Annotated in this window: 13 protein-coding genes; 10 read left to right on the top strand and 3 right to left on the bottom strand. The window is 74.5% G+C overall.

The features are described 5' to 3' along the window. Positions 1 to 279: 279 nt before the first annotated feature. From ABT041_RS14910 to ABT041_RS14900, 3 genes are all read left to right on the top strand, one after another. On the top strand, positions 280 to 1,491 hold the full coding sequence (locus ABT041_RS14910) for an NAD(P)-dependent malic enzyme (RefSeq protein ID WP_351183973.1): 1,212 nt from the start codon (positions 280 to 282) through the stop codon (positions 1,489 to 1,491). Between the two features lie 404 nt (positions 1,492 to 1,895). Then, positions 1,896 to 2,861, top strand: coding sequence for a zinc-binding dehydrogenase (locus tag ABT041_RS14905; protein ID WP_351183971.1), 966 nt, complete (start codon positions 1,896 to 1,898; stop codon positions 2,859 to 2,861). A gap of 102 nt (positions 2,862 to 2,963) precedes the next feature. Further along, a complete protein-coding gene (locus tag ABT041_RS14900) occupies positions 2,964 to 4,334 on the top strand; it encodes a cellulase family glycosylhydrolase (protein WP_351183969.1) in 1,371 nt (456 codons plus the stop codon). A 51-nt stretch (positions 4,335 to 4,385) separates the two neighbouring features. Here the strand turns inward: ABT041_RS14900 and ABT041_RS14895 are convergent, their stop codons facing one another. Then, the gene (locus ABT041_RS14895) at positions 4,386 to 5,345 is read right to left on the bottom strand and encodes a PadR family transcriptional regulator (RefSeq protein WP_351183967.1); all 960 of its coding nucleotides are present in this window, start codon (positions 5,343 to 5,345) and stop codon (positions 4,386 to 4,388) included. 1 nt (position 5,346) lies between these two features. After that, positions 5,347 to 6,222: a DUF4097 family beta strand repeat-containing protein gene (locus ABT041_RS14890; protein ID WP_351183965.1), complete on the bottom strand. Its 876-nt coding sequence runs from the start codon at positions 6,220 to 6,222 to the stop codon at positions 5,347 to 5,349. Positions 6,223 to 6,373: 151 nt separating this feature from the next. Here ABT041_RS14890 and ABT041_RS14885 point away from each other — a divergent pair, with 151 nt between their 5' ends. Beyond that, complete coding sequence (locus ABT041_RS14885) at positions 6,374 to 7,189, top strand: hypothetical protein (protein ID WP_351183963.1); 816 nt, start codon at positions 6,374 to 6,376, stop codon at positions 7,187 to 7,189. Between the two features lie 21 nt (positions 7,190 to 7,210). On the opposite strand, the gene ABT041_RS14880 is transcribed toward ABT041_RS14885, so the two are convergent. Beyond that, positions 7,211 to 7,396 carry a DUF6104 family protein gene (locus tag ABT041_RS14880; protein ID WP_024761804.1) on the bottom strand — a complete coding sequence of 62 codons (186 nt, stop codon included), beginning with the start codon at positions 7,394 to 7,396 and terminating at the stop codon, positions 7,211 to 7,213. Between the two features lie 99 nt (positions 7,397 to 7,495). Here ABT041_RS14880 and ABT041_RS14875 point away from each other — a divergent pair, with 99 nt between their 5' ends. The 6 genes from ABT041_RS14875 (at position 7,496) to ABT041_RS14850 (ending at position 16,301) form a co-directional block, all read left to right on the top strand. Next, positions 7,496 to 8,053 carry a CU044_2847 family protein gene (locus tag ABT041_RS14875; protein WP_351183961.1) on the top strand — a complete coding sequence of 186 codons (558 nt, stop codon included), beginning with the start codon at positions 7,496 to 7,498 and terminating at the stop codon, positions 8,051 to 8,053. Then, positions 8,050 to 10,083 carry a VMAP-C domain-containing protein gene (locus ABT041_RS14870; RefSeq protein WP_351183959.1) on the top strand — a complete coding sequence of 678 codons (2,034 nt, stop codon included), beginning with the start codon at positions 8,050 to 8,052 and terminating at the stop codon, positions 10,081 to 10,083. Before ABT041_RS14875 ends, ABT041_RS14870 begins: the two co-directional genes overlap by 4 nt. A 412-nt stretch (positions 10,084 to 10,495) precedes the next feature. After that, on the top strand, positions 10,496 to 11,512 hold the full coding sequence (locus ABT041_RS14865) for an AAA family ATPase (protein WP_351183957.1): 1,017 nt from the start codon (positions 10,496 to 10,498) through the stop codon (positions 11,510 to 11,512). Positions 11,513 to 11,519: 7 nt separating this feature from the next. Further along, complete coding sequence (locus ABT041_RS14860; protein WP_351183955.1) at positions 11,520 to 14,651, top strand: SAV_2336 N-terminal domain-related protein; 3,132 nt, start codon at positions 11,520 to 11,522, stop codon at positions 14,649 to 14,651. 90 nt (positions 14,652 to 14,741) lie between these two features. Beyond that, a complete protein-coding gene (locus ABT041_RS14855; RefSeq protein ID WP_351183953.1) occupies positions 14,742 to 14,948 on the top strand; it encodes an FxSxx-COOH-like cyclophane-containing RiPP peptide in 207 nt (68 codons plus the stop codon). A gap of 75 nt (positions 14,949 to 15,023) precedes the next feature. Beyond that, complete coding sequence (locus ABT041_RS14850) at positions 15,024 to 16,301, top strand: HEXXH motif domain-containing protein (protein WP_351183951.1); 1,278 nt, start codon at positions 15,024 to 15,026, stop codon at positions 16,299 to 16,301. Positions 16,302 to 16,322 lie beyond the last annotated feature (21 nt).

Here is a 16,322-nt window from a genome sequence, read left to right as displayed (position 1 = left end):
AATCGGGTGCGGAAACCATCTATCGGGACATCGGGTGACGTGTCGTTCTCCGTCCGTGTCCGGACGCGCTCGGTATGAGTCGCGTCACCGAACGGATATGGACTCGTCTGCGGTGCCGTCCGTCCGGTAAGAAGGATCCTTACACCCCTCATCCGGGGCTCAGGGCGCGTTGTGCGGCGCGCCCGCGCGGCTGCCAGACACGGCGGCCGCGGGACCCGCCCACCGCTCCACACCAGGAGCGGCCAACCCTCAATGAAGCAGACTTAAGGGGTCATCCCAATGGCAGCGGAGATCGTCAATCCTCGCAATGACAGTGGTACGGAAGGAGCTCCCGAGGAGCCCTTCGATCCTGTCTTCGCCCTTCACCGGGGCGGCAAGATGGCCGTGCAGGCCACCGTTCCCGTCCGTAACAAGGACGACCTGTCCCTCGCGTACACCCCCGGCGTCGCCAAGGTGTGCACCGCGATCGCCGAGCAGCCCGAGCTGGTCAACGACTACACCTGGAAGTCCCAGGTCGTGGCCGTCGTGACCGACGGCACCGCGGTGCTCGGCCTCGGCGACATCGGCCCGGAGGCCTCCCTCCCGGTCATGGAGGGGAAGGCGATCCTCTTCAAGCAGTTCGGCGGCGTGGACGCGGTCCCGATCGCCCTCGCCACCACCGACACCGACGAGATCGTCGAGACCGTCGTCCGCCTCGCCCCGTCCTTCGGCGGAGTGAACCTGGAGGACATCTCGGCCCCGCGGTGCTTCGAGATCGAGCGCAAGCTCCAGGAGCGCCTCGACATCCCCGTCTTCCACGACGACCAGCACGGCACCGCCATCGTCACCCTCGCCGCCCTGCGCAACGCGGCGAAGCTGACCGGCCGGACCCTCGGCGACCTGCGCGGTGTCATCTCCGGCGCCGGCGCGGCCGGTGTGGCCATCGCCAAGTTCCTCCTGGAGGCCGGCCTCGGCGACGTCGCCGTCGCCGACCGCAAGGGCATCGTCAGCCGCGACCGCGAGGACCTCACGGACGTCAAGCGCGAGATCGCCGAGCTCACCAACAAGGCGGGCCTCAGCGGCTCCCTGGAGAGCGCCCTGGCCGGCGCGGACGTCTTCATCGGCGTCTCCGGCGGTACGGTCCCCGAGGCGGCCGTCGCCGCCATGGCCCCGAACGCCTTCGTGTTCGCCATGGCCAACCCGAACCCCGAGGTCCACCCCGACGTCGCGCACAAGTACGCGGCCGTCGTGGCGACCGGCCGTTCGGACTACCCGAACCAGATCAACAACGTCCTCGCGTTCCCCGGCATCTTCGCCGGCGCGCTCCAGGTCCGGGCCTCCCGGATCACCGAGGGCATGAAGATCGCCGCGGCCAACGCCATCGCCGACGTCGTCGGTGACCAGCTCGCCGCCGACTGCGTGATCCCGTCGCCGTTCGACGAGCGGGTCGCCCCGGCCGTCGCGGCCGCGGTCGCCGCTGCCGCCCGCGCGGAGGGCGTCGCGCGCCGCTGACGCGCTCAGTCGTGCCGAAGGGCCCCGCCCGGTTCGTTCCGACGAACCGGCCGGGGCCCTTTGCGTGGGGCGGAAGGGGGGATGGGCCGACAGGTGCGCCGATGGTGTACCGCAAGGGTGTACCGGCGGGTGGAGTTCAGGCGGGGCTGGTCGGACCCGGTGGCGGAGGTTGGGTCGCGGGTGGTCGGACCGGGAGGCGGAGGTTGGGCCGGGGGTGGTCGGACCGGGAGGCGGAGGTTGGGCCGGGGGTGGTCGGACCGGGAGGCGGAGGTTGGGCCGGGGGTGGTCGGACCCGGCGGCGAGGGTTGGGCCGCGGGCCGTGGGACCCCGCCGCGGGGTGAGGGACATGCGTCACAGTGAGGTGCGGTTCCGTCACGCACCCGCGGGCCCCTAGGGTCAGGGCCATGTTCGCTGCCTACGCTGCCCGAATCGACCGCGACCAGCCCCTGAACGGCCTCGAATTGGGCGAACGCCCCGAGCCCGAGGCGCGTCCCGGCTGGACCACCGTCACCGTCAAGGCCGCCTCCCTCAACCACCACGACCTGTGGTCGCTGCGCGGGGTCGGACTGCCCGAGGAGAAGCTGCCGATGATCCTCGGCTGCGACGCCGCCGGCATCGACGAGGACGGCAACGAGGTCGTCCTGCACTCCGTCATCGGCCAGACGGGTCACGGCGTGGGGCCGAACGAGCCCCGCTCCATCCTCACCGAGCGCTACCAGGGAACCTTCGCCGAGCGCGTGAGCGTTCCCTCCTGGAACGTGCTGCCCAAGCCGAAGGAGCTGTCCTTCGAGGAGGCCGCCTGCCTCCCGACCGCCTGGCTGACCGCGTACCGCATGCTCTTCACCAACGCCGGCGTACGGCCCGGGGACTCCGTGCTCGTGCAGGGCGCGGGCGGCGGCGTCGCCACCGCCGCGATCGCCCTCGGCAAGGCGGCCGGCCTGCGGGTCTTCGCCACCAGCCGCGACGAGGCCAAGCGCAAGCGGGCCGTCGAGCTCGGCGCCGTCGAGGCGTACGAGCCGGGGGCGCGGCTCCCGCAGCGGGTGGACGCCGTCATCGAGACCGTCGGCGCCGCCACCTGGTCGCACTCGGTCAAGTCGCTGCGGCCCGGCGGCACGCTCGTCATCTCGGGCGCCACGAGCGGCGACCGGCCCTCGCACGCCGAGCTGACCCGGATCTTCTTCCTGGAGCTGAAGGTCGTCGGCTCGACGATGGGCTCCAAGGACGAGCTGGAGGACCTGCTGTCGTTCTGCGCGGCCACGGGCCTGCGGCCGGTGATCGACGAGGTCCTGCCGCTGGACCGGGCGCGGGAGGGCTTCCAGAAGATGGCCTCCGGCGAGCTCTTCGGGAAGATCGTCCTGAAGACCTCGTGACGACCCCTTGATACGGGTCGGTCGACCTGATGAGATCTCCGGCACGCGAAACGTGAACATCGCTCACCTTGTCGTGCCACCTTCCCGTGCCGGAGGTCCACCTTGTTGCGAACCACCCTCGCGGCGACCGTCGTCGTCGCCTCGCTGCTCGCCCCGACCAGCGCCCGGGCGGAGACCGCCGGTGACGCGATACCCGCCGTCACCGACGCGCACGGCCGGGTCCTCACCCTGCGCGGCTGGAACGTCGGGGACAAGGCCCACAGCGGTGACGCCGCCCTCTCCTCGATCACCGAGAAGCACTTCCGCGACATGCGGGCCAAGGGCTTCAACACGGCCCGGCTCCTGGTCTTCTGGGACGACCTGGAGCCCCGGCCCGGCCAGTACAGCCAGACGTACCTCCGCAAGATCGAACAGGTCCTGGACTGGGCCGCCAGGTACGACGTCAAGGTCGTCCTCGACGCCCACCAGGACGTCTTCGGGCCCGCGTTCGGCCACCGGGGCGTGCCCGCCTGGGCCACCAGGACCGACGGGCTGCCCTTCACCCCGCACCCCGACGACTGGTTCTCCGAGTACTTCGAGCCCGCCGTCCAGCGCGCCTTCACCCACCTCTACGAGGACGAGGACCTGCGGCTCGCCCAGGCCCGCATGTGGCGGGTGCTCGCCGACCGCTTCCAGGACCACCCGGCCGTCCTCGGCTACGACCTGATCAACGAGCCGATGGGCGAGCTGCGCGAGGGCGAGGACCTGGCCACGGCCGCCCGGCGCATCGAACGGGACCAGATCACCCCGATGTACAACCGCCTCGCGGACGCGGTCCGTTCGGCCGACGAGGACGGGTGGCTCTTCGTCGAACCGACCCCGATCGTCGGCGAGGGCGTGCCCACGGGACTGGGGAAGGTCGACGACCCGAAGGTGGTCTACGCCCCGCACTTCTACAACAGCACCATGGAGGCGGGCGGCGACTACGACCCCTCGGCCGGCTGGATCGAGGACTACGAGGCGGCGGTCACGCTGTACCCCAAGGAGTACAAGGTGCCCGTGGTCGTGGGGGAGTGGGGGCCGCTCAACAACTCCCTTCCGAACATGAACCGCTTCTACCGCGAGGCCATGGCCTCCCTCGGCCGCTACGGCTCCGGCTGGACCGGGTGGGAGTGGTGCTACGGCGGCGGCTACTGCGCCGTGGACGCCACCGGAGCCTTCCGTACGAACAAGGAGCTGACCGCCGAGCCCTACGCGGAGGCGGTCGCCGGCACGGTCCGCTCCACCTCGTACGACCCGGGGGCCGGGGTCTACCGTCTCACCTACGACGCGGCCGGCCGGCGCGGCTCCCGCCTCACCGAGCTCTCCCTGCCGCCCGGCGGCTGGCGGGTGACGGCCCGCGGCGGCGCACTCGTCCTCCGCAAGGACCGCTCCAGGGCCTGGATCCTCTCGGCCCCGAACGCCCGGGTGACGGTGACGGCGACGCGAGGCTGACGACGGCGCTCCTCGCCGTGCGGCCCGAGCGGCGACCTCGCGGGGTGGCCGTCAGGGCTTTCTCCGGGGGTTCAGCAGGGCCGTGATGCGGAGGGCCGCCGTCGACAGGTGGCGGCGGGTCTCCGTCAGCTGGTCCTGCGTCACCCCGTGGTCGCGGGCCGCGTCGCGGATCTCGTCGCGGAAGCGGTCGAGGAGCCGGTCGAGGTCGCGGGCCGGGTCGCCCGTGCCCGCCGTGTCCCGCGCCCACTCCGGCACCTCGCCGGCGAGCGCTTCGTCGGCGGGGACTCCGCCGGCGAGGGTCTCGTCGGTGAGGGCGTCCTCGGACGGGGTCTTCGTGAACGGCGACTCCTGCGAGGCGGCCTTCGGGTGTGTGGTGCCCGCCACCAGGTCGCCGAGCTGCGCCGTGATGCCCGAGATCCCCTCCCAGACCCCCTTGGGCCAGTCGCCCCGCGAGAACCGGTCCTGGAACTCCTCCTGGACCTGCTGGGCGATGCGCTGGAACTCCTTCGCCTGCCGCCGCGCCGACTGGGCCTCCTCGCGGGCCTCGCGGGCCTGCTGCTTCCACTCCTGCTTGAACCGGCGCATCTCCTCCTTGGCCTCGGCGAACGAGGGGGGCTCCGCCGCGCGGTTCTGCCCCGCGGCCGCTCGCATCTCGCTGCGGACCCGGCCGGCCGCCCCGCGCACGTCCTCGCGGATCTCCGCCGCCAGCTCCGAGACCGACTCGCGGATCTCCCGCTCCAGGTCGTCCAGTTCGGCGCCGCGCCCGGCCAGCTCGGCGCGGCCCGCGTCGGTGATCGAGTAGACCTTGCGGCCGCCCTCGCTGGCGTGGGTGACGAGCCCCTCGGCCTCCAGCTTGGCGAGGCGCGGGTAGACCGTGCCCGCCGAGGGCGCGTACAGCCCCTGGAAGCGCTCCTCCAGGAGTCTGATCACCTCGTACCCGTGGCGCGGCGCCTCGTCGAGCAGCTTGAGGAGATACAGGCGGAGACGTCCGTGGGCGAAGACGGGCGGCATGTCAGAGCACCTTTCCGGTCGAGGAGGCAGCGGACGAGGGGGCGGCTTCGCCGTCCTCCTCGGGCTCGGGGCGGCGGAGCAGGGCGATGGAGCCGGAGACGGTCGTCGCCTTGAGCGTGCCCCGGCCCGAACCGAGCGTGCCGGTGATGGACTTGGCGCCCCACTGGCCCCCCACCCGCAGGTCCTCGAAGGCGTTCGACACGGCGCCGCTCGTGGTGCTCGCCTCGACCCGGGCGTCGGCCGGGTGCGGGAGCCGGATGGCGACCTCGCCCGAGACGCTGGTGAGCCGGATGTCGGCGGGCGGTCCGTCGAGCCGGGCCGGGTCGAGGTCGATGACCATGTCGCCGCTGACCGTGTCGGCCTTCACGGAGGAGCCCGCGCCCTCGATCACCGTCACGTCGCCGGTCACGGAGCTGACGCGCAGCGCGCCGGTGACCGACTGGGCCTCCAGACTGCCCGACACGCTCTCGGCGCGGACCGGGCCGGACAGTCCGAGGAGCGTCGTGTCGCCCGTGACGCCGCGCACCTCCGTACGCCCTCTGATCCCCGTGACGACGGCCTCGGCGCCGACCACGCCCACCTCGACGTCGATGCCCGCCGGGACGGCCACGGAGACCACGGCCCGACGCCGGTGCTCCCTGCGCTCGAACCACTTGAGGATGCTCTTCCAGTGCAGGTCCTCGTAGGTCACGGTCAGCGTGGAGCCGTCCTGCGTCACGATCAGCGGCGGACCCTCGATCTCGGAGATCTCCACCCGGGCGGAACTCTCGTCCGTCCCCACCACGTTCACCGCGCCGTTGACGATGCGGACCTGCAGGAGCGTCACGGGGTCGGCCGGAGCCAGCTTCGTCGGCTCGGTGACGGACCACTCTGTCATGGTGCTGACCTCCCGTATCGGCAACGCAACATATCGCGTCTCTCGATAGACACGATATATCGCGGTCCATCGAAGTCAACCCTGACTCATCCCTGACAGGGGAGGGGGCAATACGCGTCGTACGCGGACAAATTGGCCTAGCGTAGGGCCCATGAACGCGACATCCGGACCGCGCCCCGTCGGAGCCCTGCTGCTCTGCCGCGCCGAGCCCCCGGCGGTCCGGCCGCCGGCCCAACTCCTACGGGAACAGCTGCTCCTCGCCCCCGCCGGCGCCGAATGGAGCGTGCTCGTACCGGAGGGGAAGCCCTGGCTGCACGGCGGGGAGCCGGTCGAACAGGTCGTCACCGGCTGGGCCACCGCCCTCGCCGTCTCGGCCGCCGGCTGGCCCGTCGTCGCGCTCTGGTGGGACCGCGACCGGGCCGGCCTCACGCTCGCCGCCGGCTTCCGCCGCACGGTCGGCTACACCTGGCTCGCGGACGGCACCCCCGTCGGCGAGGACGAGGCCATGCGCACCTTCGCCGCCCGGCTCGCCCTCGATCCCGTCCTGGACGTCCAGGCCCTCGAACCGCTCACCGAGCCCGACCCGGACGCCGACGCCCACACCCGGCTGCTCGGCGTCGTCGCGGTCCTCGCCCGCGCCGGACTCGCCCTGCCCACCGGGATCGTCCCGGGCGAGAACGCCGACCGGCTCCGCTCCGTCGCCCTCGCCCAGGGCGCGGAGCAGCTCGAATGGTCGGGCTGGAGGGATGCCGTACGCGCGGAGCTCGACGTGGTGGAGGGCGGTCCCCTCGGCCCGTACCTGCGCGGCCCCAAGGCGCGCGTACTGGGCGGGGTGCAACTCCTCGCGGGGGTGCCGCTGCTGATCTGGGGCGCCGGCCGGCGCAGCGGCGGCTGGGCGACGGCCGGGGCGCTGCTCGTCGCGCACGGCGCGTTCGGGATCGCCTACGACCGGCTGCGGGAGCGGTGACCCCGCAGCCGGAGGGGGTTCCTACTCGTCGTCGTCCTCGTCGTCGTCCAGACGGGCCAGCCAGGTCGCGAGGCGCTCGACGGGCACCTCGAAGTCGGGGTTGAGGTCGACGAACGTCCGCAGCTGCTCGGCGAGCCACTCGAAGGTGACCTCCTCCTCGCCTCGCCGCTTCTCCAGTTCCTCGATGCCACGGTCGGTGAAGTACATGCGATCAGGATAGGCCGTACCCCTCACGTCCCCTGTCGCCCGTCAGTCCCACCGATTAGCCTTCTGGATCCAACATCGCTTCGGGGAGCGGGGGCCGCTGTGGCACACGGGATCGCTCGGATTCGACTGGACGACGGAACGCCCGTCTGGGCGCGGGTCAGCGACGCGGAGGAGCTCGGCCGGGGCGGCGGCTTCCAGGACACCGGCGTCAGGGACCGGGTGGTCTCGATGGCCGGCGGGCTCACGGACGTGGTGCGCGGGGTCGTCGGCTCCCTGCGCGCGGGGCTCGACCCGCAGGGGCCGGTGGAGGTCGCCGTCAGCTTCGGCATCGAGCTCTCGGCGCAGTCCGGCAAGGTGATCGGCGTCCTCGCGGACGGCGCGGGCAAGGCCTCCGTGAACGTCTCGCTCACCTGGACCGAACCGGGCCCGGCGACGGCCACGGCGGCGACGTCCGGATCCGAGGCCACGTCCGGATCCGAGGCGACGTCCGGCTCCGGGGTGCCGGCCGAAGCGGGCGCGACGGCCGGAACGACCCCGACGGCCGCCGACCCCGCGCCGGTGCCCGCGCCCGCGCCCGGCTCCGCCGGAGCGGAGGCCGTGGAGCGGCGCTCAGGCATCGTCCCGCAGCGGCGCCCGGCGGCCGATGGCACGGCATGAGCGCCTTCGACGCTCTCGTGCGCCCCGCACTCGTACGCATCGGGGCTCCCGACGGCGGGTATGACCCGCACGGCGACCAGTTCTGGGGCACCGGCTTCTTCATCGCCCCCGGCTGGGTGCTGACGTGCGCCCATGTCGTGGCCGAGGGGGGTGGCGAGGTGTGGAGGAAGGAGCCGGCCGTCGGCATCACCTGGCAGGACGGCAGAACCACGCGCCGGTCCATCGGCACGGTGGTCCTCGCCCTGCCCCGGCCCGACGACCCCGACGTGCGCCCCGAGCCCTGGGGCTTCCCGGACGTCGCGCTCGTGCGCGTGCCCGGCACTGCCAAGGCCTCCTGTGTCCTGCTCGCCGAGCTGCCGCCGGCCCCGACCACCAGGGTCGGCCTGCACGGCTGGTCCCGGGAGACCGGGGAGCTGGGCATCCGCCAGGTCCACGGCGAGCTGAGCGGCGTCGACACCCGGGCCCTCGTGACCAAAGAGGTGCTGCCCGTCGAGGGCTGCTCGGGCGGTCCCGTCGTCGACGACGCCACGGGCGCGGTGATCGGCTTCAACAAGGGACGCTGGTCCCACCAGGGCGCTCTCGTCCCCCTCAGCGCCCTGCGCCGCCTGCACGACGCTCCCGGGGGCGAGTTCTGGGCCGAGGCCCTGCGCGACCACGACCGTCATCACCTCGACCATTACCTCCAGTCGCTGGACGACGGATACGACTGGACGCGCGCGCAGGAGCGGCTCGACGGCCCGCAGCCGCTGAGCCCGAAGCTCCGCACCCGGCTGCGGGGTCAGCTCGCCGCGCTGCCCCCGCCGATCAACGCCGGCGAGATCATGGACGTGGTCGACCAGGTCAAGGCCTGGATCAGGAACAGCACGACCCCGGACGCGTTCGAGGACGACCCGCGCACGTGGAGCGAGGGCGCCGCCCTGCTGTACGGGCTGCGCGCGCCCGACCGCAGCGATCCGGGCGACCCCGGCCTCGACGCCGTGCTCCTGTACGCGGCCCATGTCGTCCGGCGGGTCTCCGGGCGCCCCGGCGGTCTGGCCGACGAGGCCGCCTTCCGGAACTGGATCATCGATCGGGCCGCCGACGCGGGCCCGTTCCTCCGCCGTGAGATCGACGACCTGATCGGCGCCGGCCGCTCGGCGTCTCCCGCCTCCGTCCGCGAGCGCCGGGCACGCGCGGACGTGCTCCTGGAGGTCGACACGCCCCGCTGGGGCAGGCGTTACCCCTGGCGCGTGAAGCTGCTCCGCGACGGGCACATGGTCACCCCGCTCCACGGCGACGACCGCGGCGTCGAGCGGGCCCAGCTCAAGGAGACCCTGCGCGGGCCGCTCGCCGAGGCCCTGCGGCTCGGCGACAACGGGCCGCACCTGGCCTCCGTGGAGGCGGTGCTGCCCCGCGAGCTCTTCGACGAGCCGCTCGACACCTGGCGGCTCGAACCCCCGCAGGGCTCCGACGAGGCGTGGGGGTCCATCACCCTCGGGCAGCGCCGCATCGTGGTCATCAGGGACGCCCGCCGGCACGGCAAGGACCCGTCGCCCGAGTGGCGCGAGCGCTGGGAGGCCGGGGAGCGCGGGCCGCTGCGCGCGGTCCCGCTGCGCGCCGAGGTGCCCGGCGCGGGCCCGGACGCCCACACCCCGCGCGTGCGCCGGGAGATCTGGGCGGAGACGTACGACCGGCTCCGCGAGGCCGAGGGCGGCACCGTCCCCGTGTACTGCGGCCCGGTGGGCAGCGGCGACGGGCTCATGGCGATGAACGCGGCCCTCACCGCCGGCCACCCGCTGGCCCTCTGGCGGACGGGCGCCCACGACCACACCGACTGCGCGGACTTCCACGCGCGGGCCGAAGGGCTGCTCGCCGAGGCGCGCACGGCCGGCGGACTCGGCAAGCCCGTCCGCTCCCTGCGCACGCTGGCGCCGGAGCGGGCCGACCTCGCCTGGGCGGAGACCATCGCCGTCCTGTACGACCCACCCGACCGCCCGCCCCACGCCGGCCGCCTGGAGGCCCCGCCGCTGCTCGGCGAGGAGGACCCGTGACGACGACCCCGCACACCGTCCGCCGGGCCTCGGCTTGCGGCCCGTCCGGGCCGTTGCCGTTGCCGCGCCCCGCGCGCCGGGTCTCGGCCTACGGCCCGTCCGTTCCGTTGGCGTGCCCCGCGCGTCAGGCCTCCGTCTGTGGCCCGTCCGTTCCGTTGCCGCGCCCCGCGCGCCAGACCTCGCGCCGCGGCCCGTCCGGCCCTGTGCCGTGCCCCGCGCGCCGGGCCCCCGGCGTTCCGCCCCGCGGCCGGTCCCAGCCCCCGCCCCGGCGCCTGTCCGTCCCTCCGCCACCCCCGGGGCGGGCCCCCTCAAGCCCCGTCCGGGACGTCCGATTTGGGGGTCGGCAGGGGCGGTCCCCGAGGGGTACGTTCAGGAAGCCCGGCCAGCACACCACAGCCAGGAGGAGTCCATCGTGAACGATTGGCGGATCTACCGTGGGGCCGGGCATCCGCACGACGAGATACGGCGCCTGCCCGCCCCGCCGCCCTGGCGCGACTTCTCGACCGGCGGCGCCGACGACACCCTGGCCGGCTCCGACCGCCGGCTCGGCGTCAAGCGCCGGCTCGTCCAGAACCACCACCCGCGGCCCGAGGAGACCGACGCCGTCAACGCCGCCCTGTACCTGCGGCGTCCGCTCCTCGTCACCGGCAACCCCGGCACCGGCAAGTCCACCCTCGCGCACGCCGTCGCCCATGAACTGCGCCTCGGCCGCGTGCTGCGCTGGCCCATCGTCAGCCGCTCCACCCTCCAGGACGGCCTCTACCGGTACGACGCCATCGGCCGCCTCCAGGACGTCCAGCTGGAACGGGCCCAGACCGGCGCCCCCGGCTCCGCCGCCGCGGCCCCGGCCGGCATCGGCTCGTACATCCGGCTCGGACCGCTCGGCACCGCTCTGCTCCCCTCCGAGCAGCCCCGCGTGCTCCTCATCGACGAGCTCGACAAGAGCGACCTCGATCTGCCCAACGACCTCCTGAACGCCCTGGAGGAGGGCGAGTTCGCCATCCCCGAGCTGGAGCGGCTCGCCGACCGGGAGCCCGTCGTCGAGGTGCTCAGCGACGACGGCCGCAAGGTGCCCGTGTACGGCGGGCGGGTCCGCTGCACCACCTTCCCTTTCATCGTGCTCACCTCCAACGGCGAACGGGACTTCCCCGCCGCCCTGTTGCGCCGCTGTATCCGCCTGGAGCTCGAACCGCCCGGCGAGGAGCAGCTCGGCGCCATGATCGAGGCCCACCTCGGCAGCGACGCCGCCGCGGGCGACGGCGAACAGGGCCTCGTCCGGCGGTTCCTGGACCGCGAGCCCGGCGAGGTGATCGCCACCGACCAGCTGCTGAACGCGCTCTACCTCACCCAGCACGCCTCCCGCGCCGAGCGGGTGACCAGGGAACGCATCGCGGACCTGCTGATGCAGCCGCTCGATCAGCCGAGGTGATGACCGGATGCACCGGACGCACCGGATGCCTCTGGGGGAGCTGACCCGCAGACTGCGGGCGGGCGGGGTGGACCCGTCCGCCGAGGCGGTCGCGGACGCGCTCTGGCTGTCCCAGTGGCTGCCGGAACCGGAGACACCCGATCCGGACCGGCCGTCCCGCGCGGACGACGGGAGCACGGAGACCGCCGGACCCGCCGACGAGGGGCGAGATCCGGCCAATCGTGAGGAGGGGCCCGCGCGTACGCCCGGACCCACGCCCCCGCGTGAAGGGCGCGAGTCCGTCGGCCTCCACATGGAGACCGGAGCCGCCCCGGCGGACGGAGTGCGCGCCGGCGCGGGCAGGGGTACGAAACGGGGCGCGGCCCTGCCCGTCCGCGCGCCCGGCGCCAACGCCCTGCCCGGACTCCTCGAACTCCAGAAGGCCCTGCGCCCGCTGCGGGGATACGCGCCCGCCCCGCCGCGCCCCGGCGAGGGCCCCCTCGACGAGGAGGCCACCGCCGAACGCAGCGCCGCCGCGGGCATCCTGACGCCCGTCCTGCGCCCCGCCGCGGGCCGCCGCCCCGACATCCAGCTCCTCATGGACACCGGCCCCGCCATGGTCGTCTGGGACCGCATGGTCGAGGAACTCCGCCAGGCCTGCCAGCAGTCCGGCGCCTTCCGCGACGTCCAGGTGCACCGCCTGTACGACACCGGCGAAGGACCGCCGCTCGTCACCACCACCTCCGGCACCGACGGCAGACCGCGGCTCCGCCCCGTCGACCAGCTCCACGACCCCACCGGCCGCCGCCTCACCCTCGTCGTCAGCGACTGCGTCGGCCCCCTGTGGCAGCGCGGCGCCGCCCAGCGCTTCCTGCGCGACTGGCCCCGCCACTCACCGCTCGCCCTCGTCCAGCCGCTGCCGCCGCGCCTCTGGCCGCGCACCGCGCTCCCCGCCGAACCCGGCACCTTCCAGCGCTCCGCCGCCCCCAGGGGCCCCGCCGTCTTCCGCTCCGACGACGAACCCTGGGCCGCCCTCGACCCCGCGCGGCGGGCCGTGCCCGTGCTCACCCCCACCCCCGAGGCCTTCGCCTCCTGGGCCCGGCTCCACACCGGCCACGGAGGCGACACCGTCCGCGGCTGGGCCGCCTGGCTCGCCCCCGAGCCGCCGCGGCCGCAGGCACCCCGCGCGCTCCGGGCCCCGCGCGGCGACGAGGAGGTCCTGCACGCCTTCCGGGCCGGCGCCTCGCCCGGCGCGCTCCGGCTCGCCGTCCATCTCGCGGCGGCCCCCCTCACCCTCCCCGTCATGCAGCTCGTCCAGCGCGCGATGCTGCCCGACACCGGACCCATGGAGCTGGCCGAGGTGCTGCTCAGCGGGCTGCTGCGCCGGCTGCCCGGCCCCGCCCCGTACCCCTGCTTCAGCTATCCGCCCGGCATCCAGCAGTTCCTCCTCGGCTCGCTCGACCCCGGCGCCGCCGCCCTCGTCCTCAAGCACTGCTCGGCCTATGTGGAACGGAACTTCGGCCAGGGCATGCGCAACTTCCCTGCGCTCGCCGCCGCCCGCCTCGCCGGCCACGGCGCCGACGGCGAGGGCGGACCCGGCCTCGTCACCCCGCCCGACGAGACCGACGACCCCACCGGGCCCGAGGGCGCCGAGGCGGAACTGTTCGCCCGCATCCCCGCGCGCGTGCTCCGCTTCTACCACCCGGACCTCGTCACCCCCGATCCCCTCACCGAAGCCCGCCGCCTCCTCGAACAGGGACGCGCCCAGTCCGACCCCGCCCTCCTCGCCGCCGCCCGCGAGCGGGCCGAGGAGGCGCTGCCCGCCGCGCCCGTCGCGGCCCGGATCCTCCTCGGCCGCATCCTGTACGCCGAGGCGGGCACCGGCGCCGCCCGGCGCACGGGCCGCCGCCGCGAGCTCCTCACCCGGGCCGCCGACACCCTCGTCCACGCCGAGGACCTCGCCCGCCCCGGAGACGACCACTGGGCCGAGGCACGCCTCGAACGGGCCGCCGTCCACCACGCCCTGTGGCAGGAGACCGAGAACCCCGGACAGCTCGACGCCGCCCTCGCCGTGCTCACCGGGGACACGGACGACTGGCCCCCCGCCGCCCGGCCCACCCTGCACCTGCGCCGGGGACGGCTGCTCCTCGCGCGCGGTGACGGCGCCGCGGCCGCCGAGGAGCTCACCGCCGCCCTCGCCCTCGGGGAGAGCGCCGCCGCCCTGCTCGACCTCGCCGACGCCCTGCACCTCGCCGAGGCCGGAGCGGACCGCGTCGCGCCCGTCCTCGACCGCGCCGAGGTTCTCCTCGGCGACGGCCGCGCCCTGAGGCTGCGTCACACCGCGGCACGTGCCCGCCTGTACGACACGGCGGGCGACGGGACGGCCGCGGACCAGGCGTACGAGGAGGCCACCCTGCTCGCCCCCGTCGAGAACGGACAGCGCGGCCGGCTGCTGCTCAGCTGGGGCGCCTCGCTGCTGCGCCGCGCCGCCGCCGGCACCGGGACCCGTCCGGTCGACCGCGCCGAGTCCGTGCTGCGCGAGGCCCTCACCTGCCTCCCCGCCGGCGACGCCGACCGGGAGCGGGCCCGCATCCTCATCGGCAACGTGCTCGCCCTGCGCTTCGACCGCGCGGGATTCCTGCCCGACCTGTTCGAGAGCCGCCATCTCCTCGACGAGGCCCTCCGCGCCACCCGCGACCCGGCGACCCGGGCCGAGATCCTGCTGCAACTCGGCTGGGTGCAGCTCCAGCTGAGCGAGGTGGCACGGGACGGGCAGCTCGTCGGCGCCCTCACCGCCTTCCGGCGCGCCGCCGACGAGACCCGCACCGCCCGCGGCGACACCCCCGGCACCGTCACCCTGGCGCGGGCGCTGTACGCCCAGGGCGCCGTGCTGTACCTGATGGACCGCGTCGGCCGCGCCGCGACCGTCCTGGCCGAAGCCGCCGAGCAGTGGCGGCGCCTCGACGGCATGCTGGTTCCGGTCGACTGGGCGGACGTGGAGCGGACCAGGGCCCTGCTCGCCGAGGTCGGCGCCGACCCCCGGCCACGGCCGGACCTCCTCTCCCGCGAGGAACGGCGCCGGATCGCGCCGCCCTGGTGGGCCTGCGGCGAGGGGGAGGCGGAACGGCTTGATAACGGGGGCGCGCATGGGCGCAGTTGAGTCGAACGGGTTTCTGACTTTCGGCCGTCGGGAAGAACCGCTCCGCCGCTACGACCGTGGGGGGCAAGGGCAGGTGAGGAGGAGCCGACGGTGTTGGAGCACACGAAGCGGATCGCAGGCGTCGACCGGGTCGGGGGACGGCCACGGCGCCTGCCCGATCTCACCGGCGTGGACCTGCGGACCCTGCGCTTCATGGACGATCCCGACCTGGCGGCGGCCGTCGAGCGGGTGCTCTGGCACCCGCAGGAGCTGGCCGACTCCTGGACGGAGGGCGCCGGGACCAAGGTCCACGGCTGACCGCCGGCGCGAGGGGCGCGCCGACCGACCGTTTCCGGCCAGATGCGCACCGCCCGTCGGCCGGGGGAGGCGGGAGTGAGCGCCGCCTCCCTGCCCGCATCCGTCTTCGCCCAACTGGCCCGGATCAGCCCCGCTCCGGCCGGGCTCGCCCTGCTGCGATCCGCCCTGCACGCCCGACGGCTGCTGCTGCTCAAGGCGCTCCTGGTCCGGGTCCACCGGCAGCGGGCGTCCGTCGGACCGGGCGCGCTCGACCGCTTCGAGCGCTCCTGGGACCTGCTCGAACGGGTCGAGCGACACCATCCCGCCGTGGTCCGGGACGTCCTCGACTACCCGACGACCGGCGCCTGGCTGGCCGGCGCGCTCATCGAGCCCGCCGGACCCTCCTTCGACCGGCTGCTCGGCCACCTCGACCACCTCGCGGTCACCGCCGCCCTGCGCGGCGGCGGCCCGCTCGACCTGACCGTGGAGACCCCGGACGGCCTGCTTGCGCTGCCCGGCGTGGGCCGGCTGCGGGTGGCCGCCGACCGGGTCCGGATCAGCGCCGAAGAGCGGACCGCGCGGTTCCACCCGGACGGCTCCCACCATGCCGCGCCCGCCGTCCTGACCACGACCGGCCGGGGCCGCGGTCTCCTCACCGGCCGCGGACCCGGCTGGAGCGCGATCCGCACGCTGCCCCACAGCGCCACGCGCCTCGACGACCTCGATCCGTACCGGGTACCGCCGGGAGCGGGCGGCGGCATGGCGGTCATCGCGGCCGACCCCGCCGAGACCGACCACGCCGCCTGGTCCGCCCTCTGGCGTGCCGCCCAGGACCTCCTCGTCCGTACGGACCCCGGCCGGGCCGACGAGGTGGCCCGGGGCGTCCGCGCGGTCGTCCCGGTCCTGCCGCACGGGCCCCGGCATCTCGGCGGCACCCTGAGCGCCGCCCCCGGAGCCGTACTCACCTCGCTGCCCGAGGGACCCCCGGGGATGGCCGAGACGCTCGTGCACGAGCTGCACCACAGCAAACTGGCGACGCTCCATGAACTCGTGCCGCTGTACGGCCCCGGGCGCGACGCCGTGCACCGCGTCGGCTGGCGCCCGGACCCGCGGCCCGTCGCCGGCGTGCTGCACGGCGCCTACGCGCATCTGGCCCTGGCCGATCTGTGGCGGCGCGTGGCCACCACCGACGGGGTGCCCACGGCCTGGAGGACCACTGCCGGGCACCAGTTCGACGACATCCACGATCAGGTGGGCGCGGCGCTGCCGATCCTGCTTGAATCCGATGAACTGACCGGGGAGGGGCGGGAGTTCGTGCATCACATGAGGCGACATCACGTGAGCCTCGGCGCGACTCCCCTGGTCGCTGGGTAACACTGTGCCCACGGCACATGA

Source organism: Streptomyces sp. NPDC002825, assembly GCF_040295385.1.
Taxonomy (GTDB): Bacteria; Actinomycetota; Actinomycetes; order Streptomycetales; family Streptomycetaceae; genus Streptomyces.
Note: the sequence above shows the minus strand (reverse complement) of the source record. Positions and strands in the feature narration are given on the sequence as shown.

What these genes read in the sequence shown, in the direction of transcription:
- ABT041_RS14860 (WP_351183955.1), top strand. Translation starts at nt 11,520, where the DNA reads ATGCACCGGACGCACCGGATGCCTCTGGGGGAGCTGACCCGCAGACTG.
- ABT041_RS14910 (WP_351183973.1), top strand. Translation starts at nt 280, where the DNA reads ATGGCAGCGGAGATCGTCAATCCTCGCAATGACAGTGGTACGGAAGGA.
- ABT041_RS14905 (WP_351183971.1), top strand. Translation starts at nt 1,896, where the DNA reads ATGTTCGCTGCCTACGCTGCCCGAATCGACCGCGACCAGCCCCTGAAC.
- ABT041_RS14880 (WP_024761804.1), bottom strand. Translation starts at nt 7,396, where the DNA reads ATGTACTTCACCGACCGTGGCATCGAGGAACTGGAGAAGCGGCGAGGC.
- ABT041_RS14895 (WP_351183967.1), bottom strand. Translation starts at nt 5,345, where the DNA reads ATGCCGCCCGTCTTCGCCCACGGACGTCTCCGCCTGTATCTCCTCAAG.
- ABT041_RS14870 (WP_351183959.1), top strand. Translation starts at nt 8,050, where the DNA reads ATGAGCGCCTTCGACGCTCTCGTGCGCCCCGCACTCGTACGCATCGGG.
- ABT041_RS14890 (WP_351183965.1), bottom strand. Translation starts at nt 6,222, where the DNA reads ATGACAGAGTGGTCCGTCACCGAGCCGACGAAGCTGGCTCCGGCCGAC.
- ABT041_RS14885 (WP_351183963.1), top strand. Translation starts at nt 6,374, where the DNA reads ATGAACGCGACATCCGGACCGCGCCCCGTCGGAGCCCTGCTGCTCTGC.